This is a genomic window from Streptomyces sp. NPDC043854, assembly GCF_056436005.1.
Genome location: NZ_JBWKDK010000037.1, coordinates 26,120 through 50,336 on the forward strand (window position 1 = coordinate 26,120; position 24,217 = coordinate 50,336).

General features: G+C 71.4%; 23 protein-coding genes and 1 riboswitch. Of the genes, 10 read left to right on the forward strand and 13 right to left on the reverse strand.

Annotated elements, in window-relative coordinates; genetic code table 11:
- Window positions 1–235: 235 nt before the first annotated feature.
- Entirely contained in the window at window positions 236–493 is a 258-nt protein-coding gene (locus tag AC068A_RS27510; protein WP_003953983.1) for a WhiB family transcriptional regulator, read from the forward strand.
- Window positions 494–710: 217 nt separating this feature from the next.
- On the opposite strand, the gene AC068A_RS27515 is transcribed toward AC068A_RS27510, so the two are convergent.
- Together AC068A_RS27515 and AC068A_RS27520 are read right to left on the reverse strand one after the other, a co-directional pair.
- Complete coding sequence (locus AC068A_RS27515) at window positions 711–2,180, reverse strand: sensor histidine kinase (protein WP_478588967.1); 1,470 nt, start codon at window positions 2,178–2,180, stop codon at window positions 711–713.
- 351 nt (window positions 2,181–2,531) lie between these two features.
- Window positions 2,532–3,125, reverse strand: a complete 594-nt coding sequence (locus AC068A_RS27520) for a TetR/AcrR family transcriptional regulator (protein WP_478588933.1) — start codon at window positions 3,123–3,125, stop codon at window positions 2,532–2,534.
- A gap of 84 nt (window positions 3,126–3,209) precedes the next feature.
- On the opposite strand from AC068A_RS27520, the gene AC068A_RS27525 reads away from it, so the two are divergent.
- Window positions 3,210–3,971, forward strand: a complete 762-nt coding sequence (locus AC068A_RS27525; RefSeq protein ID WP_478588934.1) for an SDR family oxidoreductase — start codon at window positions 3,210–3,212, stop codon at window positions 3,969–3,971.
- A gap of 154 nt (window positions 3,972–4,125) precedes the next feature.
- A complete protein-coding gene (gene nagB / locus AC068A_RS27530; protein ID WP_478588935.1) occupies window positions 4,126–4,911 on the forward strand; it encodes a glucosamine-6-phosphate deaminase in 786 nt (261 codons plus the stop codon).
- A gap of 155 nt (window positions 4,912–5,066) precedes the next feature.
- Here the strand turns inward: nagB and AC068A_RS27535 are convergent, their stop codons facing one another.
- The 4 genes from AC068A_RS27535 to AC068A_RS27550 all read right to left on the reverse strand — a co-directional run bounded on the left by AC068A_RS27535 (window position 5,067) and on the right by AC068A_RS27550 (window position 9,931).
- Window positions 5,067–6,557, reverse strand: coding sequence for a glycoside hydrolase family 3 protein (locus tag AC068A_RS27535; protein WP_478588936.1), 1,491 nt, complete (start codon window positions 6,555–6,557; stop codon window positions 5,067–5,069).
- 6 nt (window positions 6,558–6,563) lie between these two features.
- The gene (locus tag AC068A_RS27540; protein WP_478588968.1) at window positions 6,564–7,400 is read right to left on the reverse strand and encodes a carbohydrate ABC transporter permease; all 837 of its coding nucleotides are present in this window, start codon (window positions 7,398–7,400) and stop codon (window positions 6,564–6,566) included.
- A gap of 32 nt (window positions 7,401–7,432) precedes the next feature.
- Complete coding sequence (locus AC068A_RS27545) at window positions 7,433–8,491, reverse strand: carbohydrate ABC transporter permease (RefSeq protein ID WP_478588937.1); 1,059 nt, start codon at window positions 8,489–8,491, stop codon at window positions 7,433–7,435.
- Between the two features lie 153 nt (window positions 8,492–8,644).
- Complete coding sequence (locus AC068A_RS27550) at window positions 8,645–9,931, reverse strand: extracellular solute-binding protein (protein WP_478588938.1); 1,287 nt, start codon at window positions 9,929–9,931, stop codon at window positions 8,645–8,647.
- A gap of 302 nt (window positions 9,932–10,233) precedes the next feature.
- Here AC068A_RS27550 and AC068A_RS27555 point away from each other — a divergent pair, with 302 nt between their 5' ends.
- The 3 genes from AC068A_RS27555 (at window position 10,234) to AC068A_RS27565 (ending at window position 13,544) form a co-directional block, all read left to right on the forward strand.
- Window positions 10,234–10,998 carry a GntR family transcriptional regulator gene (locus AC068A_RS27555; protein ID WP_478588939.1) on the forward strand — a complete coding sequence of 255 codons (765 nt, stop codon included), beginning with the start codon at window positions 10,234–10,236 and terminating at the stop codon, window positions 10,996–10,998.
- A 192-nt stretch (window positions 10,999–11,190) separates the two neighbouring features.
- On the forward strand, window positions 11,191–13,344 hold the full coding sequence (locus AC068A_RS27560) for a carbon starvation CstA family protein (protein ID WP_478588940.1): 2,154 nt from the start codon (window positions 11,191–11,193) through the stop codon (window positions 13,342–13,344).
- Entirely contained in the window at window positions 13,341–13,544 is a 204-nt protein-coding gene (locus AC068A_RS27565) for a YbdD/YjiX family protein (protein WP_360630894.1), read from the forward strand. Before AC068A_RS27560 ends, AC068A_RS27565 begins: the two co-directional genes overlap by 4 nt.
- Window positions 13,545–13,602: 58 nt before the next feature.
- Here the strand turns inward: AC068A_RS27565 and AC068A_RS27570 are convergent, their stop codons facing one another.
- A complete protein-coding gene (locus AC068A_RS27570; RefSeq protein WP_478588941.1) occupies window positions 13,603–14,187 on the reverse strand; it encodes a Uma2 family endonuclease in 585 nt (194 codons plus the stop codon).
- Between the two features lie 78 nt (window positions 14,188–14,265).
- Between AC068A_RS27570 and AC068A_RS27575 the strand changes: the two genes are divergently transcribed.
- The 3 genes from AC068A_RS27575 to AC068A_RS27585 all read left to right on the forward strand — a co-directional run bounded on the left by AC068A_RS27575 (window position 14,266) and on the right by AC068A_RS27585 (window position 18,515).
- On the forward strand, window positions 14,266–14,763 hold the full coding sequence (locus AC068A_RS27575) for a GNAT family N-acetyltransferase (RefSeq protein WP_478588942.1): 498 nt from the start codon (window positions 14,266–14,268) through the stop codon (window positions 14,761–14,763).
- Between the two features lie 60 nt (window positions 14,764–14,823).
- Window positions 14,824–14,952, forward strand: a riboswitch (cobalamin riboswitch).
- A 147-nt stretch (window positions 14,953–15,099) separates the two neighbouring features.
- Window positions 15,100–17,502 carry a ribonucleoside-diphosphate reductase subunit alpha gene (locus AC068A_RS27580; protein WP_478588943.1) on the forward strand — a complete coding sequence of 801 codons (2,403 nt, stop codon included), beginning with the start codon at window positions 15,100–15,102 and terminating at the stop codon, window positions 17,500–17,502.
- Complete coding sequence (locus tag AC068A_RS27585) at window positions 17,502–18,515, forward strand: ribonucleotide-diphosphate reductase subunit beta (RefSeq protein ID WP_478588944.1); 1,014 nt, start codon at window positions 17,502–17,504, stop codon at window positions 18,513–18,515. The genes AC068A_RS27580 and AC068A_RS27585 overlap by 1 nt, the downstream gene beginning before the upstream one ends.
- A gap of 76 nt (window positions 18,516–18,591) precedes the next feature.
- Here the strand turns inward: AC068A_RS27585 and def are convergent, their stop codons facing one another.
- From def to AC068A_RS27615, 6 genes are all read right to left on the reverse strand, one after another.
- Complete coding sequence (gene def, locus AC068A_RS27590) at window positions 18,592–19,227, reverse strand: peptide deformylase (protein WP_478588945.1); 636 nt, start codon at window positions 19,225–19,227, stop codon at window positions 18,592–18,594.
- A gap of 65 nt (window positions 19,228–19,292) precedes the next feature.
- Window positions 19,293–20,282, reverse strand: a complete 990-nt coding sequence (locus tag AC068A_RS27595) for a tetratricopeptide repeat protein (RefSeq protein WP_478588946.1) — start codon at window positions 20,280–20,282, stop codon at window positions 19,293–19,295.
- Window positions 20,283–20,658: 376 nt separating this feature from the next.
- Window positions 20,659–20,961 carry a mycothiol system anti-sigma-R factor gene (rsrA, locus tag AC068A_RS27600; RefSeq protein WP_383504660.1) on the reverse strand — a complete coding sequence of 101 codons (303 nt, stop codon included), beginning with the start codon at window positions 20,959–20,961 and terminating at the stop codon, window positions 20,659–20,661.
- Complete coding sequence (locus AC068A_RS27605; RefSeq protein ID WP_478588969.1) at window positions 20,958–21,602, reverse strand: sigma-70 family RNA polymerase sigma factor; 645 nt, start codon at window positions 21,600–21,602, stop codon at window positions 20,958–20,960. The genes rsrA and AC068A_RS27605 overlap by 4 nt, the downstream gene beginning before the upstream one ends.
- Before the next feature lie 296 nt (window positions 21,603–21,898).
- Complete coding sequence (locus AC068A_RS27610) at window positions 21,899–22,564, reverse strand: alpha/beta hydrolase family protein (RefSeq protein ID WP_478588947.1); 666 nt, start codon at window positions 22,562–22,564, stop codon at window positions 21,899–21,901.
- A gap of 56 nt (window positions 22,565–22,620) precedes the next feature.
- Window positions 22,621–23,439: an SOS response-associated peptidase gene (locus tag AC068A_RS27615; protein ID WP_478588948.1), complete on the reverse strand. Its 819-nt coding sequence runs from the start codon at window positions 23,437–23,439 to the stop codon at window positions 22,621–22,623.
- Between the two features lie 53 nt (window positions 23,440–23,492).
- Here AC068A_RS27615 and AC068A_RS27620 point away from each other — a divergent pair, with 53 nt between their 5' ends.
- Window positions 23,493–24,206, forward strand: coding sequence for a M50 family metallopeptidase (locus AC068A_RS27620; RefSeq protein ID WP_478588949.1), 714 nt, complete (start codon window positions 23,493–23,495; stop codon window positions 24,204–24,206).
- Window positions 24,207–24,217 lie beyond the last annotated feature (11 nt).

Sequence of the window (24,217 nt, forward strand, 5' to 3'; positions counted from 1 at the left end):
ATCAAAAAAAACTTTCCGGAAGGGGTTGTATCCCCGTCCGAGGTTTGCGAATCTCTTCATGGCGATCGGGACAGCCCGCAGGACCGGCTCCCAAGAAGACCGCCAGAACCCCACCACGAGTCTCCAGACGGACCTCCCGCCATCCCTGGGCGGCCGCCCTTCCCTCACGGGGGGATTCGTGAAAGCGTTCACATTCACAAGCAACCTGCCCGCAATACAAGGAGATGGAGCAGCCATGGACTGGCGTCACAACGCCGTTTGCCGCGAGGAAGACCCGGAACTCTTCTTCCCCATCGGCAACACCGGTCCTGCGCTGCTGCAGATCGAGGAAGCCAAGGCCGTCTGCCGCCGTTGCCCCGTCATGGAGCAGTGCCTGCAGTGGGCGCTCGAGTCCGGCCAGGACTCCGGCGTCTGGGGCGGTCTCAGCGAGGACGAGCGCCGCGCCATGAAGCGCCGCGCCGCTCGCAACCGGGCGCGCAACGCCAGCGCCTGACATCGACTTTCGAGCCTCGAGCCGCAGCGCGTAGCAACACCTGGTAGCGCTCAGCAACGTGCTCTCGAGCCCCGGACGGGAACGCCCCCAGCCACCGCTGGAAGTTCCCTCCGGGGCTCAGTGCTGTCCGGGGCGCTGACCGGGTCGCGCCCGCCCGGCATCCGGGGCGCCCCGGCACCGCCACCCGGCCCGTCACTCTCCGTGACGGGCCCTCGTGCTACTTCTGCGGGCTGACGGGGACGTCGAGGACGACCTTGGTGCCGCGCGGCTCCGCCCGCACCATGTCGAACGTGCCGCCGAGCTCGCCCTCCACGAGGGTGCGGACGATCTGGAGCCCGAGGTTGCCGGCCTTCTGCGGGTCGAAGCCCTCGGGCAGGCCGGAGCCGTCGTCGAGGATCGTGATCAGCAGCCGGCCGTCGGTCCGGCCGGAGCCGCTGCGGGCCGCGGTGACCTCCACCGTGCCGCCCTCCCCCTGGGTGAAGGCGTGCTCCAGGGCGTTCTGGAGGATCTCGGTCAGCACCATCGACAGCGGGGTGGCCACCTCCGCGTCCAGGATCCCGAACCGGCCGGTGCGCCGGCAGTCCACCTTGCCCGGCGAGATTTCGGCGACCATCGCGATCACGCGGTCGGCGATCTCGTCGAACTCCACCCGCTCGTCGAGGTTCTGGGAGAGGGTCTCGTGCACGATCGCGATCGAACCGACGCGGCGCACGGCCTCGTTGAGCGCCTCGCGGCCCGACTCCGAATCCATCCGGCGGGCTTGGAGCCGCAGCAGTGCGGCCACGGTCTGGAGGTTGTTCTTCACCCGGTGGTGGATCTCCCGGATGGTCGCGTCCTTGGTGATCAGTTCGCGTTCGCGACGTCGCAACTCGGTGACGTCGCGGCACAGGACGAGGGAGCCGATCCGGGTGCCCTTGGGCTTGAGCGGGATGGCCCGCAGCTGGATGACCCCGCCGTTGCCCTCGATCTCGGTCTCGCGCGGGGCCCAACCGCTGGCGAGCTTGACGAGCGCCTCGTCCACCGGGCCGCGGGACGGGGCGAGTTCGGCGGTGATGGTGCCCAGGTGCTGCCCGACGAGGTCGGAGGCGAGGCCGAGCCGGTGGTACGCGGACAGGGCGTTGGGGGAGGCGTAGGTGACGACCCCGTCGGCGTCCAGCCGCATCAGACCGTCCCCGACGCGCGGGGAGGCGTCCATGTCGACCTGCTGCCCGGGGAACGGGAAGGCCCCGGCCGCGATCATCTGCGCCAGGTCGGAGGCGGACTGGAGGTAGGTGAGCTCCAGCCGGCTGGGTGTACGCACCGTGAGCAGGTTGGTGTTCCGCGCGATCACGCCGAGGACCCTGCCCTCGCGTCGCACCGGGATGGACTCGACGCGGACGGGCACCTCCTCGCGCCACTCCGGGTCGCCCTCGCGCACGATCCGCCCCTCGTCGAGGGCGGCGTCGAGCAGCGGGCGCCGGCCGCGCGGCACCAGGTGGCCCACCATGTCGTCCTGGTAGGAGGTGGGGCCGGTGTTGGGGCGCATCTGTGCGACCGAGACGTACCGGGTGCCGTCGAGGGTGGGAACCCACAGCACCAGGTCGGCGAAGGACAGGTCGGCGAGCAGCTGCCACTCCGAGACCAGCAGGTGGAGCCACTCCAGGTCGGTTTCACCGAGAGCGGTGTGCTGGCGTACGAGGTCGTTCATGGAGGGCACGTGGCGAGCGTACCTCGGGCTCGGGCCATGACTTTCCCCACGGCGACTACTCGGGAGTATCCAGGAAGGGCCCACTCCGCGTACTGTTGGAGGAAGTCACGGGTTTCCGGTGCCCGACATTGGATGGACAGAACAGAATGGTCTAGTCCACAATTGACGTAAGCTTCCGCCCTCCCCGCACAGGAGGACGGATCGAGGTGGGCCACGCGCTCTGCCCTGACCGCGCAGGCAACCTCCCAACCGGCCGCCGGGAACCGCACACCCGCCGGCCGTAAGTACTCCGGGCTACGGTGCCGGGCGGGTTGAGGGTCCCGCCCCGGCACCGTGGCCCAGAGGAAGCCATCACTGCGGCCAGGCGCGCACCGCGAGTTCCGCGACCGCCTCCAGCTCCTGACGGGTCGCCCCGTCACGCGACTGCTGCGACATCCCCTGGAGCACCGACACCACGTACCGGGCGAGCGCCCGCGCGTCCGTGTCCGCGGGCAGCACGCCGGCAGCGACGTCCGCCCGGATCCGGCCCTCGAACAGCGCCACATTGGCCGCGCGCCGCTCGCGCAGGGCGTCCGCCACCTCCTGCGAGGTGGTGTTGACGGCCGCGCTGATCACCATGCAGCCCGGCGGGTGCGACGGGTCGGTGTACACCTCGGCGGCCTCGCGCAGGATGCGCTCCATCGCGGCCCGGGCCGTGGGCTCCTCGGCCAGGGCGACGCTCGCGAAGTCCCCGTACCGGCCGCCGTAGACGACCACGACCTCGTCGAAGAGCTTGCGCTTGTCGCCGAAGGCCGCGTACAGGCTGGGCGCGCTGATCCCGAGCGAGGCGGTCAGGTCGGAGATCGACGTCGCCTCGTACCCGTTCTCCCAGAAGGCGAGCATCGCCTTGTCGAGGGCGGCATCGCGGTCGAAGGAGCGGGGCCTGCCGCGCTGTCCGGTCACCATGCCCAGATTCTATAGCGGTCGCTATGGAATCTGATACGGTCCCTTTCTGTAGCGACCACTATGGAATCGGAAGGGGGGCGCGTCATGGGCGTGCTCAAGGGGAAGACGGCACTGGTCACGGGCGGCAGCCGGGGCATCGGACGGGCGATCGCGCAGCGGCTCGCGCAGGACGGGGCGCTGGTCGCGGTGCACTACGGGCACAACGAGGCGGCGGCCGGGGAGACGGTCGCGGCGATCACCGCGACCGGCGGGCGGGCCTTCGCGATCCGCGCGGAGCTCGGGGTGCCCGGCGACGCCGAGGCGCTCTGGGCGGCGTACGAGGCCCACCCGCTGCACACGGAGAAGGTCGACATCCTGGTCAACAACGCCGGCGCCCCGGCCTTCGCGGGCATCGCGGAGACGGACGAGGAGACCTACGACCGGGTGCAGGCACTCAACGCGAAGGCGCCGTTCTTCGTGATCCGGCACGGGCTGGCCCGGCTGCGGGACGGCGGCCGGATCGTCAACGTGACCGGCACCCCGGACATCGCCCTGCCGGCGATCCTGGCCACGATCGCGGCGAAGGGCGCGGTCAACGCGCTGACCCGGTCCCTCGCCGCCGAGCTGGCCCCGCGCGCGATCACCGTGAACTCGGTGGGCCCGGGCATCACGGACACCGACCTGAACGCGGGCTGGCTGGCGGACCCCGCGGCGCGGGCGCACGCCTCCTCCCGGTCGGTCTTCAACCGGCTGGGCACCGCGGAGGAGGTCGCGGACGTGGTGGCCTTCCTGGCCTCGCCGGACTCCCGCTGGGTGACGGGCCAGCACCTGGACGCGACGGGAGGCCTCCGACTGGCCCTGCTCTGAGGGGGTCGCCGAGGGGCCGGGAGCGGGGCCGCCGGGAGGCCGGGGGCGGGGCTCGGGACCACCATGGATTCGGGGCGGAATCCGCGGCCGGAGCGGCCCGGCTCTGCTAGATTGGTCTATACCACATACCGTACTCGAGATCGGCAGGCCCCGCGTGGAAGTTGTCATCGTCCCGGACGCCAAGGCAGGCGGAGAGCTCATCGCGGAGGCCATCGCCGCGCTGCTGCGCCGCAAGCCCGACGCCCTGCTCGGCGTGGCGACGGGCTCTACCCCGCTGCCCGTCTACGAGGCCCTCACGGCCAAGGTGAAGGCCGGCGAGGTCGACGCCGCCCGGGCCCGCGTCTGCCAGCTCGACGAGTACGTCGGCCTGCCGGCCGGACACCCCGAGTCCTACCGGGCCACCGTGCTCCGCGAGGTCGTCGAGCCCCTCGGCCTGTCCGAGGCCTCCTTCATGGGCCCCGACGGCTCCTCCGAGGACCTCGTGGCCGCCTGCGAGGAGTACGACCGCGCGCTCGCCGGGGCGGGCGGCGTCGACCTCCAGCTGCTGGGCATAGGCACCGACGGGCACATCGGCTTCAACGAGCCGTGCTCCTCGCTCTCCTCCCGCACCCGCATCAAGACGCTGACGGAGCAGACCCGCGTCGACAACGCGCGCTTCTTCGACGACGACCTGGAGCAGGTACCGCACCACGTCATCACTCAGGGCATCGGCACCATCCTCGACGCCCGCCACCTGGTCCTGCTGGCCACCGGCGAGGGCAAGGCCGAGGCCGTCGCACAGACCGTCGAGGGCCCGCTGTCCGCCCTGGTCCCGGCCTCCGCGCTGCAGCTGCACCGGCACGCGACCGTCGTCGTGGACGAGGCCGCCGCCGCCAAGCTGAAGCTGGCGGACTACTTCCGCCACACCTACGCCAACAAGCCCTCCTGGCAGGGCCTGTAGGCCGCAGGACGACCGCACGGACGGCAAGGCCGGGCCCCCTCCACAGGGCCCGGCCTTCCGTCCGTTCCGGCGCCGCCCGCCCGCCGGCGCCCCACGCACCGGCGGACGGGTGAACGACCGGGCGGGCGGGGCGGGCCGGGCGGGCGGCGCTCCGGCTACCCGCGCGCGATGACCTCCGCCGCCGCGCGCCCGCACACCCGCGCGGCACCGTGCGTGGCGATGTACAGGGCGCCGCGCGGCTCGGCGCGCGGCAGCCCCATCTCGACCACGACCGTGTCGGGGCGGGCCGCGACCAGCGCGTCGAGGACCTCGGCCATCCACGGGTGCCGGTGCGCGTCGCGGACCACGGCGACCACCGTGCGGTCGCCCGCCGCCGCCAGGACGTCCCCGGCCGCGGCGCCCTGCGCGTACACGCCCGACCCGGTCCCCGGCACCAGCGCGGCCAGCTCGGCGGCCACGCCCCACGGGGTCTCGTCGCCCACCGCGATGTTGGCGACGGGGGCGAGGGTGGCGACGTACGGCGCGGAGACCGGCGTCCGGCTGCCGGAGACGACCAGCGCACGGCGGGCCGCCTCCAGGCCGATGCCGGGCGCGCCCCCCTCCGGCGCGCCCGGCACGGCGGAGGCGGGGCGGGCCGAGCGGGTCCACTCGGCGAGCTCCCGGACCCGGGCGGCCGCGTCGGCGAGCCGCTCCTCGGGGAGCGTGCCCTCGCGTACGGCGGCGACCAAGGCGTCGCGGAGCCGGATCACGGTGGCCTCGTCGGCGAGCCCGCCGCCCACGCAGATCGCGTCGGCGCCGGCGGCGATGGCGAGGACCGAGCCGCACTCGATGCCGTACGTCCCGGCGATGGCGTTCATCTCCATGCCGTCGGTGACGATCAGGCCCTCGTAGCCGAGCTCCTTGCGCAGCAGTCCGGTCAGGATCTGCGGGCTGAGGGTGGCCGGCCGGGTGGGGTCGAGGGCGGGCACCAGGATGTGCGCGCTCATCACGGCCTTGGTGCCGGCCTCGATGGCGGCCCTGAACGGGACCAGTTCGCGGACCGCCAGCGTCTCCAGGTCCGCGTCGATGCGCGGCAGCGCGTGGTGCGAGTCGACGTTGGTGTCGCCGTGGCCCGGGAAGTGCTTGGTGCAGGCGGCGACGCCGGCGGCCTGGAGGCCCTCGACGTACGCGGCGGTGTGCCGGGCGGCGAGGCCGGTGTCGGCGCCGAAGGACCGTACGCCGATGACCGGGTTGTCGGGGTTGGAGTTGACGTCCGCGGACGGGGCCCAGTTGAGGTTGACCCCGCACTCGGCGAGGCGGCGGCCCAGCTCCCGGGCCACACCGCGGGTCAGGTCGGTGTCGTCGACGGAGCCGAGGGCCAGGTTGCCGGGGAAGGAGGAGCCGCCGCGGACCTCCAGGCGGGTGACGTCGCCGCCCTCCTCGTCGATGGCGACGAGGACGTCGTCCCGCTCGGCCCGCAGTTGCGCGGTGAGCGCGGCGAGCTGCTCCGGCGAGCCGATGTTGCGGCCGAACAGGCCGACGGCGGTGAGGCCCTCGGCGACCCGGCGCAGCACCCAGGCGGGGGCGGTGGTGCCCTCGAAGCCGGGCTGGAGGACCGCGAGCGCGTCGCGGGTCAGGGTGTCGGCGGGGTGCGCAAGGACAGTCATGGGCCGTTATCCCTTCACGGCGCCGGCGGTCATGCCGCCGACGGCCTTGCGCTGGAGGAAGACGAAGATGACCAGGACGGGGACCGCGAAGAGCGAGGACGCGGCCATGGTGGCGCCCCAGTCGTTGCCGAAGGCGGTCTGGAACTGGGTGAGCCACAGGGGCAGGGTCTGCGCCGTCTTGTCCTTGTTCAGGATCAGGACCATGGCGAACTCGTTCCAGGCGGTGATGAAGCCGAAGAGCGAGGTGGACATCAGGCCCGGGGCCAGCAGCGGGAAGATCACCTTGCGGAAGGCCTGGCCGCGGGTGCAGCCGTCGATCTGGGCGGCCTCCTCCAGCGTCACCGGGACGGCGGCGATGAAGCCGCGCAGGGTCCAGATGGTGAAGGGCAGGACCATCACGAAGTAGATCGCCGTCAGCAGGCCCAGGCTGTTCAGCATCTCGGCATCGCGGGCGATCATGTACATCGCGATGACCATGACCTCCCAGGGGGCCATCTGCGCCATCATCACGCCGAGGACGAGGCCCTTGCGGCCGCGGAACTTCATGCGGGCGATCGCGAAGCTCGCGGCGAGGGCCACGAGCAGCGCCAGCAGGACGGCTCCGACGGTGACCAGCAGGCTGTTCCGCACGTACGTCCAGAACAGCTCGACGCCGGTGGCCTTGGTGAAGTTGTGGAAGGTCGGGGTGAAGACGAAGACGGGGTCCTTGGTGAGGATCTCGCCGGACGGCTTGAGGGCCGAGGAGAACATCCAGTAGACGGGGAAGGCGAAGACCGCGGCCAGGACCAGGGCGCCGAGGTTCTTCACGACGGCTCCGGGGCGGACCGGGCGGCGGGTGCGCAGCCGCGGCGCGCGCTTCGGGGCGGTGGTGGTGCTCACTGCTCCTCCTCCTGCTTCAGGATCAGGCGGAAGTAGAAGGACATGACGACCACGAGCATCACGATCGTCAGGACGGAGATCGCTGCCGCGAGCGCGTAGTGGCCCTGGCTCTGGCCCTCGACGAAGGCGAAGACGGGCAGGGTTTCGGAGGCGCGGTCGGGGCCGCCGCGGTTCATCGCGTAGACCTGGGTGAAGGCCTTGAAGACCCAGATCACCTCGAGGAACGTGGTGACGAGGAAGAAGGGCCTGAGGTTGGGGAAGACGACCTGCCAGAAGGTCTGCCAGCCGTTCGCGCCGTCCATCCGCGCGGCCTCGTACAGTTCGGCGCCGACGGTGGTCAGGCCGGCGTACATGTTGAGGGCGACGAAGGGGACGGAGCCCCAGACCACCAGGATCGTGACGATCACCAGGGTCGACCAGCCGGTCTCGAACCAGTTGTGCTGCTCGTAACCGGAGAAGCCGAGCGTGCGCATGACCCAGTTCATGACGCCGAACTGCTCGTCGAACAGCCACTGGAAGACGGTCACGGACGCGACGATCGGCATGGCCCAGGCCATCACCAGGGCCAGCGACAGGACCAGGCGCATCCATCTGCCCAGCCTGTTCAGCAGGAGGCCGAGGAGGCTGCCGGCCACCATGATGAGCGCGACGTTGGCGGCGGTGAAGGCGAAGGTGCGGACGGCCACGGTCCAGAAGTGCGCGTCGCCCAGCAGCTGGGTGTAGTTCTCCACGCCGTGGAAGGGCGCCTCGCGCCGGATGAACTCGATCCGGTCGACCTTCTGGAAGGACAGGACGACGTTCTTGGCCAGCGGGTAGAGCAGCAGCGCGGCCATGCTGAGCACCGCCGGCGCGATCAGCAGGTACGGCAGCCATCCCGAGGGCGGCGAGGGCCTGGCCCCGCGAGGAGACGGGGCCCTCTTCCGAGCCTTCTTCGGAGCCTTCTTCCCGGCCCCGGCGGGCTGCGGCTGCTGTGGCGCCCCCGATGCGTGCGGCCCGCCGGACTCGTGTGGTGCGTCCTGTGGAGCGGTCGCCGCTCCCTGGGAGTGCACGGTCATGTCTTGTTTCCTCGCGGTTGGCTGTGGCGACCGGCGTCCGTCCCACCCGGTCGGCAGCGGGCGGGCGTCGCGTACGTCTGTCCGTGCGACCGGGGGTGCGGCGGGCGCAGCCGGGCGCCTGCCGCACCCCCCGGTGCGGGTGTGGTGCGGGTGTTACTTGTTGATGCGGCTCGCGATGTCCTTGTCCGCCTCCGCGCCCGCCTTGGCGGCGTCCTCGCCCTTGAGGACCTTGGTCATGAACTCCTTGATCGGGTTGGGCTCGGTCTCGACGTTCGCCCAGCCCGGGGTGACCGGGGTGATCTTGCCGTTGACGCCGCCCTTGCCCATCGCCTCGGCGAAGGAGCCCGCGGCCGGGGTGAAGTTGGCGGCGGCCTGGTTCGGCAGCAGCGAGCCCTTGACCTCGGCGGCGTACTTCGCCATCTGGTCCTTGCCGGTGGCCAGGGCCAGCCACTCCTTGGCGAGCTCCTTGTTCTTGGAACGCTCGGCGACGGCGAGGTTCGAGCCGCCGAGGAAGACGGTGCCGGGCTTGTCGGCGGTCTTGCCCGGGATCGGGAAGTAGCCGAAGTCGGCCTCCTTGCCCGCCTCCTTCAGGGCCTTCTCCGCGCCGCCGGCCTCCCAGCCCAGGCCGATCCAGGAGGCGACGCCGCCCTTGGGGACGATGTCGGTGGACTGCTGCGGGGTGGCCTCGTCCTTGTCCTTCGGGGCGGTGGAGTAGGACTGGAGCTTCTTGTAGAACTCCATCGCGGAGGCGGCCTGGGGGGTGCCGAGCCCGCCCTTCCACTTGCCGCCGTCCTTGACGGCGAGGTCGCCGCCCTCGTCCCAGACGAGGCCGGCGAGGACGTACCAGCTCTGGCCGGGAAGGTAGATCGGCTGGGTGGAGGGGTCGGAGGCCTTGAGCTTCTCCAGGCCGGCGATCCACTCGTCGCGGGTCTTCGGCGGGGTGACGCCGGCCTTCTCGAAGGCCTTCTTGTCGTAGACGACGACGCGGTTGGCCGCGTACCACGGGGCGGAGTAGAGCTTGCCCTCGTACTCGGCGGAGGCGAGCATGCTCTTCTGCCAGGCGTCGGCGCCGAGCCTGCCCTTCTCCTTGGTCAGGTCGGCGAGGCCGCCGGTGACCGCGTAGCCGGCGGTCTGGGTGTTGCCGAGCTCCAGGACGTCCGGCGGGGTGTTCTCCGAGAGGGCCGTGGTGACCTTCTCCTGGATGCCCTTCCACGCCTGGACCTCGACCTTGACCGTCACACCGGGGTGCTTGGCCGAGAACTCCTTGTTGACCTCGTCGATCCAGGCCTTCGGCGCGGATCCGTCCATCACCCAGACGGTGATCTCCTTGGCGCCGCCCGCGTCGGCCGTGCCCTTGCCGTCGCCGCCCCCGCTGCCACACGCCGCGACACCGGCCATCATGCCCGCGACACCGACCGCCGCGATGAGCTTGCGCTTCACGCCACCCTCCTCAGGGATGCTGCCTGCAACTTCCCTCGCCCGCCGCGGTGATGCACCGAGTACTGCACGAGTACTGCCCGTGGGGCCGGGATCTGATCCATATTGGTGTAGACCAGTAACCGGAGCTTGGCCTAGACCTTTAGGGGTGTCAAGGGTCTAATGATCGGGTGCCGGGTCCGTTACAGGACCGACACCTGGGGGGAGGACTGAAGGCCCGTCCCCCCACCCGTGTCACCATGTGACCGCACATATCGGAGGAGCCGGTGACGGCAGCGAAACTGGAGTCGGGAAGGCGGGCGGCGATGGCCACCGAAGGGGCGACCACCGAGCCGGAGGGCGGTGCGGCCACGCGCACCGCGCGCGTGCCCAAGTACTACCGACTCAAGCGGCACTTGCTCGACATGACGGAAACGCTGCCCCCCGGCACGCCCGTCCCGCCCGAGCGCACCCTCGCGGCCGAGTTCGACACCTCCCGCACCACCGTGCGCCAGGCCCTCCAGGAGCTCGTCGTCGAGGGCCGGCTGGAGCGCATCCAGGGCAAGGGCACCTTCGTGGCCAAGCCGAAGGTCTCCCAGCCGCTGCAACTCTCCTCCTACACGGAGGACATGCGGGCGCAGGGCCTGGAGCCCACCTCCCAGCTCCTCGACATCGGCTACGTGACCGCCGACGACACCCTGGCCGGACTGCTCAAGATCGCCCCGGGCGGGCGCGTCCTGCGCATCGAGCGGCTCCGCCTGGCCAGCGGCGAGCCCATGGCCATCGAGACCACCCACCTGTCGGCCAAGCGCTTCCCCGCCCTGCGCCGCTCCCTGGCCAAGTACACCTCGCTCTACACCGCCCTCGCCGAGGTGTACGGGGTACGGCTCGCCGAGGCCGAGGAGACCATCGAGACCTCCCTGGCCACCCCGCGCGAGGCCGGGCTGCTCGGCACGGACGTCGGCCTGCCGATGCTGTTGCTCTCCCGGCACTCCCTGGACGCCGACGGGGAGCCGGTCGAGTGGGTGCGGTCGGTCTACCGCGGAGATCGATACAAGTTCGTTGCCCGACTCCAGCGCCCTGCCGTCTGATCCGTAGTTGACTCTCGTTCCGCTATACGGACGGGGGCTTACGTTCACCGGTCGGGCCCCCGTAGATTCCCTGCGCTTGCGCAGATGATCAACGAGGGGACGAGGATCATGCCGGAACCGGAAGCAACAGGCACCCAACGGAACGCGGCGAGTTCGGGCACGGCACCGGACTCGCCTTCCGCACCAGGCCGCATGACCCCGAAGTCGATCGCCGTGTGGGTGCTCGTCGCCCTCGTCGGGGCCATCGGCTGGGCCGTGCTCGCACTCTCCCGCGGCGAGGAGGTTTCCGCCGCCTGGCTGCTCGCCGCAGCGCTCGGCTCGTACGCCATCGGCTACCGCTTCTACGCGCGCTTCATCGCCCACCGGGTCCTCCGGGTCGACAAGACCCGGGCCACGCCCGCCGAACGCCTCGACAACGGCGTCGACTTCCACCCGACCGACCGGCGGGTGCTCTTCGGCCACCACTTCGCCGCCGTCGCCGGCGCCGGACCGCTCGTCGGCCCGGTGCTCGCCGCGCAGATGGGCTACCTGCCCGGCACCATCTGGATCGTCGCCGGCGTGATCTTCGCGGGCGCCGTCCAGGACATGGTCACCCTGTTCTTCTCCACCCGGCGCGACGGCCGCTCGCTCGGCCAGATGGCCCGGGACGAGATCGGCCCCGTGGGCGGAGCCGCCGCCCTCGTCGCCGTGTTCGCCATCATGATCATCCTGCTGGCGGTGCTCGCCCTGGTCATCGTCAACGCGCTGGCGCACTCGCCCTGGGGCGTCTTCTCCATCGGCATGACCATCCCGATCGCCCTGTTCATGGGCTTCTACCTGCGCGTGCTGCGGCCCGGCCGGGTCACCGAGGTCTCCGTCATCGGCGTCGCCCTGCTGCTGCTCGCCATCGTCGCCGGCGGCTGGGTCGCCGAGTCCTCGCTGGCCGACACCTTCACCCTGGAGAAGGAAACGCTGATCATCTGGATGGTCGCGTACGGCTTCATCGCCTCGGTGCTGCCGGTGTGGATGCTGCTCGCACCCCGCGACTACCTCTCCACCTTCATGAAGATCGGCACGATCGCGATGCTCGCCCTCGGCGTGGTCATCGCCATGCCGACGCTGAAGATGCCCTCGATCACCGACTTCGCCGCCCGTGGGGACGGCCCGGTCTTCGCCGGGTCGATGTTCCCCTTCGTCTTCATCACCATCGCCTGCGGCGCGCTGTCCGGCTTCCACTCCCTGGTCTCCTCGGGCACCACCCCGAAGATGATCCAGAAGGAGACCCAGGTCCGGGTCATCGGCTACGGCTCCATGCTGACCGAGTCCTTCGTAGCCGTCATGGCGATGATCTGCGCGTCCGTCATCGAGCCCGGTCTGTTCTTCGCGGTCAACTCCCCCGGCGGGGTCGTCGGCACCACCGTCCAGACCGCCTCGCAGGCCGTCACGAACTTCGGGTTCTCCGTCTCGCCGGAGTTCCTCGCCCAGGCCGCGAAGGACGTCGAGGAGGCCACCCTGCTGTCCCGCACGGGCGGCGCGCCGACCTTCGCACTCGGAATGTCGGAAATCTTCTCGGCCGTCCTCGGCGGCGCCGGCATGAAGGCCTTCTGGTACCACTTCGCCATCATGTTCGAGGCGCTGTTCATCCTGACCACGCTGGACGCGGGCACCCGCGTCGGCCGGTTCATGCTCCAGGACACCCTCGGCAACGTGCACAAGTCCTTCAAGGACGTCAGCTGGAAGCCCGGCGTCTGGCTGGCCAGCGCTCTGGTCGTCGGCGGCTGGGGCTACTTCCTGTGGGTCGGCGTCAAGGACCCGCTGGGCGGTATCAACCAGCTCTTCCCGCTGTTCGGCATCGCGAACCAGCTGCTCGCGGCGGTGGCCCTGGCCGTCTGCACGACCCTGCTCGTCAAGTCCGGGCGGCTGAAGTGGGCCTGGGTGACCGGCGTCCCGCTGGCCTGGGACGTGGCCGTCACCCTCACCGCGAGCTGGCAAAAGATCTTCTCCGACGACGTGAAGGTCGGCTTCTTCGCGCAGCGCGACAAGTACCAGGACGGCATCGACGCGGGGAAGGTCCTCGCCCCCGCGAAGAACATGGACGAGATGCACACGGTGGTCATCAACGCCACCGTCGACGGCGTCCTGGCCGGGCTGTTCGCGGTCCTGATCGTCATCGTGCTGCTGGACGCGGCCCGCACCTGCATCAAGGCCGTCCGCAGCCCCGAGACGGTCCGGCTGACCGAGGTCCCGTGGACCGAGTCGAAGATCATCGCCCCGGCCGGGCTCATCGCGACCCCGGAGGAGCGGGCCGAACTCGCCGCCGCCGGCCTCGACTCGGGCGGCGGCCGCGCGAAGGAGCCCGTGGCATGAGCGGCGGCGGGGTGCGCGGCGCGCTGGCGAAGGCGCGGTTCTACGTGCGGGAGTTCTCCGGCGAGGCGGCGTACGACCGGTACGTCGCGCACGCCCGCTCCCACGACCCGGACGCCGAGGTCATGACCCGCCGCGCCTTCGAACGCGCCCGTACCGACGCCCGCGAGGCGGACCCCCGCGAGGGCTTCCGCTGCTGCTGAGCGCTGCCGCAGGGAAGGGGCCCGCCGGTCACGGCGGCCCCCTTCGCCGTGCGCGGCCTCAGCGCACCCAGTCCTTGAGCGGCTCGGTCGAGAAGGAGAAGCCGACCGGGTCGGGCAGCTCGACGTCCTTGCCGAAGGGGATGGTGCGCACGGTCTCATACAGCTGCCCGTCGGGCTCGCTGTGGACGCGCACCTGGCAGTTGTCCCGGTCGATCAGGACGAAGACGGGGATGCCCGTCTCCGCGTACGCGCGCGGCTTCTCCTTGCGATCACGCTCGTCTGTGTCCGAATCGTACGAAGTGACTTCGACGACCATCAGGACCGGGGCAGGATCGGCCCACTCCCCCTGGCCCTCGAATGCGCCGTCCGGCGCAAGCGAGGCGTCCGGCCGCGCGCGACCCGAGCGGTACTGCTCGACCTTCAGCCCGCGTTCGACGTGAAGCCACTGCTCGGGCCGGTGCTGCATGCAGATGCGGGCGAGCCACACGATGATCCGGTCGTGATCCCCATCCGGCACTGCTTTGAGCCTCAGCTTTCCGTCGACAAACTCCAGTCGCAGCCCCTCCAGCTCCCTGGCGCCTATGCGGGCGAGAGTCTCGAAATCCTCGGTCAGCATCTGGGGGCGGTCAGTCATCACGGTCATGCCTCGCTCGCCTTCCTCGACGGTGCTGCTCCCGACGATAGCGCCGGGCGGCCGCCCCCGTCCGGCACACTCGGCGGCATGGACATCGACATCCGTATTGCCGTGCCCGCCGAGTTCGAGCGGCTGGGCGAGATCACCGGGCAGGCCTACACCGGGGACGGGCTGCTCGACCAGAACGAGGACGACACCTACCTGAACGTCCTGCGCGATGTGGCCGGCCGGGCCGCCGACGGCGAGGTGCTGGTCGCCGTACGGAACGGGGAGGTGCTCGGCGGGGTGACCTTCGCCCCGCCCGGGAGCCCGCTCGCCGACGTCGCCGGGCCGCACGAGGCCGAGTTCCGCATGCTGGCCGTCGCACCCGGGGCGCGCGGCACGGGCGTCGGGGAGGCCCTCGTACGGGCGTGCATCGAGCGGGCCCGCGCCCTCGACGGGGTCACCGCGCTGACCCTGTCCACCCAGCCGGCGATGCGGGGCGCCCAGCGGATCTACGCCCGCCTGGGCTTCGTCCGCACCCCGGAACTGGACTGGTCCCCGATCCCCGCACTGACGCTGCTCACCTACCGACTGGAGCTGTGAGGCCACGCTCAGCAAAGGCCCGGACACAACATCTAGGGGGTCGCACAGAAACCTCCCCCCACATGTATGCTCATCCTCGCTGTCGCCGCAGGGGAATCCGGTGCGAATCCGGAACTGTCCCGCAACGGTATGAAGTACACCCATCGGTGTCACCGAAGTCCGACGACCTGCCGACGGCGCGCCCGGCTCGACCGAACCGGGTGCCGACCACGTCCGGGCCTCGCGGTAGGGCCGGCGGACATCGCGCGGTGCTGCCCTGACGGGCCCCTGCCCGCGCGCGCCCGCTCGCGCCCGCGCCGCCGCCGTCCCGGAGCCGAGCGAGGGAGAGCTCCCCCCGTGACCATCGCGCCTTCCGCACCGCGCGCCGAGTCCGACCCGTCCGACAACGGAACTGAGGGGGGCCCCGGGGCCGCGCTGCTGCGCACCCTCACCGAGCTGACCGCCGACCTTCCCGACACCGACCCCGGCCGGGTCGCCGCCGCCGCCCTGCGCGGCCGCAGCGCGAGCGCCGACGAGGCCGAGCTGCGCGGGCTGGCCACCGAGGCCGCGGCCGGTCTGATCTCCGAGGACCCGGCCTACTCCCGGCTCGCCGCCCGCCTGCTGACGATCGCCGTCGCCGAGGAGGCCGCGGGCCAGGGCGCCACCTCCTTCTCCGCCTCGGTCGAGGTCGGCCACCGCGAGGGCCTGATCGCGGACCGCACCGCCGAGTTCGTCCGGCTGCACGCGAGCCGCCTCGACGCGCTGGTCGAGCACACCCTCGCCGAGGGCGCCGACGACCGCTTCGGCTTCTTCGGCCTGCGCACCCTGCACAGCCGCTACCTGCTGCGCCACCCGATCACCCGCCAGGTCATCGAGACCCCGCAGCACTTCATGCTGCGCGTGGCCTGCGGCCTGGCCGAGAACGACAGCATCGAGGCCGTCGAGGAAGTCGCGTCCCTGTACCGGCTGATGAGCCGCCTGGACTACCTGCCGTCCTCCCCCACGCTGTTCAACTCCGGCACCCGGCACCCGCAGATGTCCTCCTGCTACCTGCTGGACTCCCCGCTGGACGAGCTCGACTCGATCTACGACCGCTACCACCAGGTCGCGCGCCTGTCGAAGCACGCCGGCGGCATCGGCCTGTCGTACTCCCGCATCCGCGCCCGCGGTTCGCTGATCCGCGGCACCAACGGCCACTCCAACGGCATCGTCCCGTTCCTGAAGACCCTCGACGCCTCCGTCGCCGCCGTGAACCAGGGCGGCCGCCGCAAGGGCGCCGCCGCCGTCTACCTGGAGACCTGGCACGCGGACATCGAGGAGTTCCTGGAGCTGCGCGACAACACCGGTGAGGACGCCCGGCGTACGCACAACCTGAACCTGGCGCACTGGATCCCCGACGAGTTCATGCGCCGCGTGAACTCCGACGCCGAGTGGTCGCTGTTCTCCCCGGCCGACGTGCCCGAGCTGGTCGACCTGTACGGCGACGAGTTCGACGCCGCCTACGTCAAGGCCGAGCAGGCGGGCCTGGCCAAGAAGACCATGCCGGCCCGCGAGCTGTACGGCCGCATGATGCGCACCCTCGCGCAGACCGGCCAGGGCTGGATGACGTTCAAGGACGCCTCCAACCGGACCGCGAACCAGACGGCCCTGCCGGGCACGGTCGTCCACTCCTCCAACCTGTGCACCGAGATCATCGAGGTCACCAACGACGGCGAGACCGCCGTCTGCAACCTCGGCTCGGTCAACCTCGGCGCCTTCGTGCTCGCCGAGACGGGCGAGATGGACTGGGAGCGCCTCGACGAGACCGTCCGCACCGCCGTGACCTTCCTCGACCGGGTCGTGGACATCAACTTCTACCCGACCGAGGAGGCCGGCCGCTCCAACGGCAAGTGGCGCCCGGTGGGCCTGGGCGCGATGGGCCTCCAGGACGTCTTCTTCAAGCTGCGCCTGCCCTTCGACTCCGCCGAGGCCAAGGCCCTCTCCACGAGGATCGCCGAGCGGATCATGCTCGCCGCGTACGAGGCCTCCGCCGACCTCGCCGAGAAGCACGGCACCCTCCCGGCCTGGGAGCAGACCCGTACCGCGCAGGGCGTGCTGCACCCCGACCACTACGGCGTCGAGCTCACCTGGCCGGAGCGCTGGGACGCGCTGCGCGCCCGGATCGCGACCACCGGCATGCGCAACTCGCTGCTGCTGGCCATCGCGCCGACCGCGACGATCGCCTCGATCGCGGGCGTGTACGAGTGCATCGAGCCGCAGGTCTCCAACCTGTTCAAGCGCGAGACGCTGTCGGGTGAGTTCCTCCAGGTCAACGGCTACCTGGTGGAGGACCTGAAGAAGCTCGGCGTGTGGGACGCGCAGACCCGCGAGGCGCTGCGCGACTCCTCCGGCTCCGTCCAGGGCTTCAACTGGATCCCGGCCGAGGTCCGCGAGCTGTACCGCACGGCGTGGGAGATCCCGCAGCGCGGCCTGATCGACATGGCGGCGGCCCGTACGCCGTACCTGGACCAGTCGCAGTCGCTGAACCTGTTCATGGAGACGCCGACCATCGGCAAGCTGTCGTCGATGTACGCGTACGCCTGGAAGCAGGGTCTGAAGACCACGTACTACCTGCGCTCGCGCCCGGCGACGAGGATCGCCCGCGCCGCGTCCGGCGGTGCCGCCGTCCCGGCCGCCGCCACCCCCCTCCCGCAGGCCCTCGACGCCGAGGCACTGGCCTGCTCCCTTGAGAACCCCGAGTCCTGCGAGGCCTGCCAGTAATGCCGACCCCCGACAAGAACCTCCTCGACCCCGGCTTCGAGCTGACGCTCCGCCCGATGCGCTACCCGGACTTCTACGAGCGCTACCGGGACGCGATCAAGAACACGTGGACGGTGGAGGAAGTCGACCTCCACTCGGACGTGGCGGACCTGGCGAAGCTGACGCCCGCCGAGCAGCACATGATCGGCCGGCTGGTCGCGTTCTTCGCGACGGGCGACTCGATCGTGGCGAACAACCTGGTCCTGACGCTGTACAAGCACATCAACTCCCCGGAGGCGCGCCTGTACCTGTCGCGCCAGCTGTTCGAGGAGGCCGTGCACGTCCAGTTCTACCTGACGCTGCTGGACACCTACCTGCCCGACCCGGACGACCGTGCGGCGGCGTTCGCGGCGGTGGAGAACATCCCCTCCATCCGCGAGAAGGCGCAGTTCTGCTTCAAGTGGATGGACTCGGTGGAGAAGATCGAGCGGCTGGAGACGAAGGCCGACCGCCGCCGCTTCCTGCTGAACCTGATCTGCTTCGCGGCGTGCATCGAGGGCCTGTTCTTCTACGGCGCCTTCGCCTACGTGTACTGGTTCCGGTCGCGCGGTCTGCTGCACGGCCTGGCCACCGGCACCAACTGGGTGTTCCGGGACGAGACCATGCACATGAACTTCGCGTTCGAGGTCGTGGACACGGTCCGCAAGGAGGAGCCCGACCTCTTCGACGACGAGCTCCGGCAGCAGGTCACGGACATGCTGAAGGAGGCCGTCGAGGCGGAGCTGCAGTTCGGCCGCGACCTGTGCGGTGACGGCCTGCCGGGCATGAACACCGAGTCGATGCGCGAGTACCTGGAGTGCGTCGCCGACCAGCGCCTGGTCCGCCTCGGCTTCCCGCCGGTGTACGGCTCGCAGAACCCGTTCTCCTTCATGGAGCTTCAGGGTGTCCAGGAGCTGACGAACTTCTTCGAGCGCCGCCCGTCGGCCTACCAGGTCGCCGTCGAGGGCACGGTCGACCTGGACGAGGACTTCTGAGCCGTACCGGCCGAGCGCCCGAGGGGCCCGCTCCGGATGCGATCCGGAGCGGGCCCCTCGGCGTGTGCGGCGCGTGTCAGTCGTTCGGGACGGTCTCGTAGCGCGGGGTGCCCTCGGCCATCTGGCGCAGGGCGTCCTTGCGGTCCCGCTTCGAGAGCCGGTCGATGTACAGGTACCCGTACAGGTGGTCGGTCTCGTGCTGCAGGCAGCGGGCGAAGTAGCCGGTGCCGCGCACCTTGATCGGGTTGCCCTTGGCGTCCTGGCCGGTGACCTCGGCGTAGTCCGGGCGGGCCAGCGAGGCGTACGCGGTCGGGACCGACAGGCAGCCCTCGTTGGAGTCGTCGAGCACGCGGGACGCGGCCGGCAGCTCCACGAGCTTCGGGTTGACCACGACGCCGGTGTGGCGGACGCCCTCGTCGTCCGGGCAGTCGTAGACGAAGACCTTGGCGTCCACGCCGATCTGGTTCGCGGCCAGGCCCACGCCCTCCGCTGCCCGCTGGCTGGCGAACATGTCGTCGATCAGCTGCGCCAGCTCGTCGCCGAACTCGGTGACGTCCTTGCACTCGCGGTGCAGCACCGGGTTGCCCACGACCGTGATCGGACGGGTGGTGCCGCGCTCGCGGTGGGCGAGCTCGCGCGCCTCACAGTCCTCGGTGTCCACGAGGTAGCCGTCGTCGTCCACCGCGATGACCTCGTTCTCCTGCTGCGCCATTTCCGCCGTACGCCTTCCGTAAGTCCACCCGTTCACAATGTGCCGGTACAGCCTACGGTGCCCCGTCAGCAGACTTCTTCGAGATCCCGCCACTCCCGGGTGTCCGGGCTGTCGGCGACCCAGCCGTCGAGCAGCCCGCGCACCAGGCCGGCCGGGGCGGCGATCCCGCACTCGCGCTCGGGGACCCACAGCGAGCCGGAGCCGGCCGTGCGGTGGCCCAGCGGGCCCGGGTGGCCGGGTTCGCTGTGGTCGTGGGGGTCCAGGTGCTCGCCGTCGCCCTCGCCGCTCGGCATCACGCTCTCCGAGCAGGTCCGGCACAGCAGCCGCACCGAGGACGACCAGTCCTCGGCGGCGAAGCCCGCGTCCGAGGCGAGCTGCTCCAGGGAGTCCCGGTCGGTCTCGGTGGCCGCCTCCAGCAGCACCACCCAGGTCGGCACCGGCGACGGCGCCCACAGCTCGATCTCGTCGAAGACGGGGTAGGCGGGGCCGGCCGCGGTGACCCGCTCGCCGTTGGGCACCCCGTCGTGCAGGACGACCTCGCCCCAGCGTCGTCCGGACGAGGGCAGCGGGATGGACAGCACCTCGATGCGGGCCGGGTCCAGGCGGCGGCCCCAGACCACCTCGGCCTCGCCCTCCGGGGACAGTCGGACGGCGGCGCTGCCGAGTTCCATGCCGACGGGTTCGCCGCCCTTGCCGTGCGGATCCCCGGGCACCTTCAGCCCGTACGCCTGCCAGGCGCGCCGGGCCAGCGGCCAGTCCTGGAGCGCGGTCGCGGCGATGCCGACGTTCCACCAGTCCGGGGCGCCGGTCTCGCGGTCCAGCAGGGCCACGGCCCGCAGGCCGGCGGCGCGCGCCTGCTCCCAGTCGTGCCGGAACTTGTGCAGCAGGGCCAGGTTGAACCAGGACTCCGACAGCCAGGGCTCCAGGTCGGCGGCCCTGGTCAGCAGCGCACCCGCGTCCTCGTACCGGCCGTCGCCGATCAGCGTGAACGCGCGGTCGGTGGCCTGCCGCCACGAGGCGGATGGCCTATGCCGTACCTTCCCGAAGATCCTCACGATTCCCGCCTGCTTGGGGGCGCCCCCAGCGGTGGCTGGGGGACAACGGTGCAGCCTTGCGGACACCCTCACGGACGCTCCTACTGGCATCCAACCATGCCCACTCGGACGGCCGCTCATTACCCATGGGTTACCCAGGTGGGACGGGATCAACTCTGTCACGTCCGCCCCCGGCCGGAACCCGGGCGGGGCCCTCCGCGGCCTCCGGCCCGGCCCGTGCTCCGGCGGGCCGCGACCGCGGCCGGGCGGGGGCCGGGCGGGGGCAAGCGGGGGGCGGGCGGGGGGCGGGCGCTCAGACGAACGCCCCCGGGATTGGCGCCTTCGGGTGAACGAAGGGCCTTCCCCGGGGGCGGAGTCACCCTCGGACGTCGTCGTGTCAGCCGGTGGCGGGATCGGCGGTGACGTCGTGGTCGGGCACCGCCTGGCCCGAGCGGATCAGCTCGATCCGCCCCATCACCTTGGAGCGCAGGTCGCTCGGCACGTCGTCCGAGCCGCAGCAGCGTTTCACCAGCTTCTTCACGGCCTGCTCCAGACCGTACTTCTCCAGACAGGGGTTGCACTCGCCGAAGTGCGTCTCGAACTTCGTGCAGTCGCTGTCCGGCATCTCGTGGTCCAGGAACTCGTAGAGGTGGTCAAGTACCTCCGAGCACTCCGTCTCGTGCGGCTCTCCGCAGCTCATGAGCCCGAGCCTTTCAGGTCGTTCGACTCTCCCGCGCCCGCCGGGACCAGCCCGCGCTCGCGGGCGTAGTCCTCCAGCATTCCGCGGAGTTGACGGCGGCCACGGTGCAGTCGCGACATGACCGTACCGATGGGTGTACCCATGATGTCCGCGATCTCCTTGTACGCAAAGCCCTCTACGTCGGCAAGATAGACCGCGATGCGGAACTCCTCCGGGATGGCCTGAAGCGCTTCCTTCACATCGGAATCGGGCAGGTGGTCGAGCGCCTGCGACTCGGCGGAGCGGAGTCCCGTCGACATGTGCGACTCGGCGCGCGCCAGCTGCCAGTCCTCGATCTCCTCCGCCGCACTGCGCTGCGGCTCGCGCTGCTTCTTGCGGTAGGAGTTGATGAAGGTGTTGGTCAGAATGCGGTAGAGCCACGCCTTGAGGTTGGTGCCCTCGCGGAACTGGTGGAAGGACGCGTACGCCTTGGCATACGTCTCCTGGACCAGGTCCTCGGCGTCGGCCGGATTGCGCGTCATGCGCAGCGCGGCCGAGTACATCTGGTCGAGGTAACCGAGGGCGTCCCGTTCGAAGCGCGCGTTGCGCTCGGCGGTCGTCTCCTCCGCGTGGCCTTCCCCGGTCCCAGCGACAGGACCCACCTCCTCCGACTGCGCGGCGGCTCCGAAAGCGGACCCGCTCGAATCGGAGAATAGTCGACCATCCCGGCCCTCCGCCGCCCGGAGCGGGCTGCGCTTGGGCGCGGGCAGGACCGTCCATTCCAGCCCAGCAGCCTGCGGACGGTCCTGGCTGATGACCCGGGTCATGCGCTCCCTCTCCTCCGACGAGATGCCGTGCGTTCCGACATCGGGCACAACAGAAGCGTCGGGCCGCGCATTCCCGCCGGGGGCGCGGGGCCGCGGTCTGTGTCAGGTCGGGCGGGCGCAGGGGGCGCGGATCAGGCGGAGGGGCGGGGCAGCGCCTCCAGCCAGGCGGCCACGGCGTCCGTGATCACGGCGAGGGCCTCGTCCTGCGTGACGTCCGCCTTCTTCGGCACGGCGAAGCCGTGGTCGCCGTGCTCCACCTCGACGAGTTCGTACGGCTCGGGGCCGGCCGGCGGCGGGAACTCCTCCGGCCGCCCGAACGGGTCCCGGCCGCCCTGGACGACCAGGGTGGGCAGCCCGGCCCCGGTCAGCTCCCCGGCCCGGGACTTCTCGGGCCGGCCCGGCGGGTGCAGCGGGAACGCCAGCGCCAGCACCCCGGCCGCGCCCAGTACGGCGCCGGTCCGGCAGGCCACCCGGGCCCCCGCGCTGCGCCCGCCCGCCACCACGGGCAGTCCGGGCCGCGCCAGCGCCGGCCACAGCCCGTGCCAGGCCTCGTCGAGCACCTTGGGGGCGGCGGCCACCTTCCTGCCGGCGACCCGCCAGGGCTGCTCGACCAGGGCCACGGTGGTCCCGCGGGCGGGCAGGGCGGCGGCCAGCGCCTTCAGGTCGCGCGCCTCGATGCCGCCGCCCGCCCCGTGGCCGAGGGCCAGGACGAGTCGGGCCTCGGGCGCGGGGTGCCAGGTGATGCGGGCCTCGCCGGCCGGGGTGGGGACGCTCTCGGTGCGCGCAAGCGTGGTCATGCCCCCATCCTGCCCGCCGTCCTGCCCCCGTCCCGCCCGGCGCGGCGGGCGGCCGCTCAGAAGAGGGTGCCCTCCTCCGGCGCGTCCAGCTCCTTCAGCAGCTCCGGCCCGTTGTTGCGCACGTTGCTCACAGCGGTGGAGACCGGGAAGGCGCGCATCAGCCCGCCGGGCGGCGGCGCCAGCAGCTCCCGGAGCGAGCCGTCGGCGTCGGTGTTCGCCGGGTCCAGCCAGGCGTCCCAGCGGTCGGGGGTCAGCATCAGCGGCATCCGGGGGTGGATCTCGGAGAGCGAGCGCGGCCCGTCGGCGGGGGCGACGGCCAGCGGCGCGGTCTCGGCGTCGGCGGTGATCACCGAGCAGGTGGCCCACCAGGCCTGCGGGTGCTCGTCGGGCAGGGTCCGGTCGCGCCAGAACTCGTAGATGCCGGCCATGGCGAAGACGGAGCCGTCGGCGGGGAGCACGAAGTACGGCTGCTTGCGCGCCCGTTTCCGCTTCCCCTCGACCTCGAGGTGGCGCTCGTCGTGGGCGGTGACCCACTCGTAGTACCCGTCGGCGGGGATGATGCAGCGGCGCTGCATGAAGGGGCGGCGGAAGGACGGCTTCTCGGCGAGGGTCTCGGACCGGGCGTTGATCATCCGGGCGGCGCCGTCGGGGCTCTTGGCCCAGGACGGGACGAGGCCCCACCTCAGGACGCGCAGCTGGCGAACCGGACGCGGGTTCGAGGCGTCTTTGAGGGGGCGGTCGAGGACGACGTGGACCTCCTTCGTCGGCGCCACGTTCCAGTCGGGGGCCAGGGTCTCCTCGGGCTCCCACCGCTCGACGCCGAAGATCCGGGCCAGGTCCTCGGGCCCGCGGCCCGCTGCATACCGTCCGCACATGGCTGCCACACTGCCATGTCATCCGACCCTCACCGCAAGGAGTCCGCCACTCTATGGACAGCACCACGCCGGCCGGCCTGTGGGACCGGCTCACGGGCATACAGACCCCGCCGGCCCTGTGGCTGGTGATCGTGACGGCCCTGGCCGCGCTGGCGCTCGTGGCGCCGCACCCGGTGTGGCGGGTGTCCCGCAACGCCGTGACCATTGCGCACGAGGGCGGGCACGGCCTGCTGGCCCTGCTGACGGGGCGCCGCCTGGACGGGATACGGCTGCACTCGGACACCAGCGGGGTCACCGTCAGCCGCGGCAGGCCGACCGGCCCCGGGATGATCCTGACGGCCGCCGCCGGGTACACGGCGCCCTCGCTGCTGGGGCTCGGCGGGGCCGCGCTGCTGTCGGCCCACCGGATCACGCTGCTGCTGTGGGCGGCGACCGCGCTGCTGCTGGCGATGCTGGTGATGATCCGCAACGCGTACGGGGCCCTGACGGTGGTGCTGGCCGGCGGCACGTTCGTCCTGGTGTCCTGGCTCGCCCCGGCCGGGGTGCAGGCGGCGTTCGCGTACGCGGCCGTGTGGTTCCTGCTGCTGGGCGGGGTCCGGCCGGTGTTCGAGCTGGGGGCCAAGCGCCGGCACGGCGGGGCGCCGGATTCGGACGCGGACCAGCTGGGGCGGCTCACCCACACCCATCCGGTGCTGTGGCTGTTCCTCTTCCACGCGGTCGCCCTGTGCTCGCTCATCGGCGGCGGGCGCTGGCTTCTCAACCTCTGAGACCGGCCCGC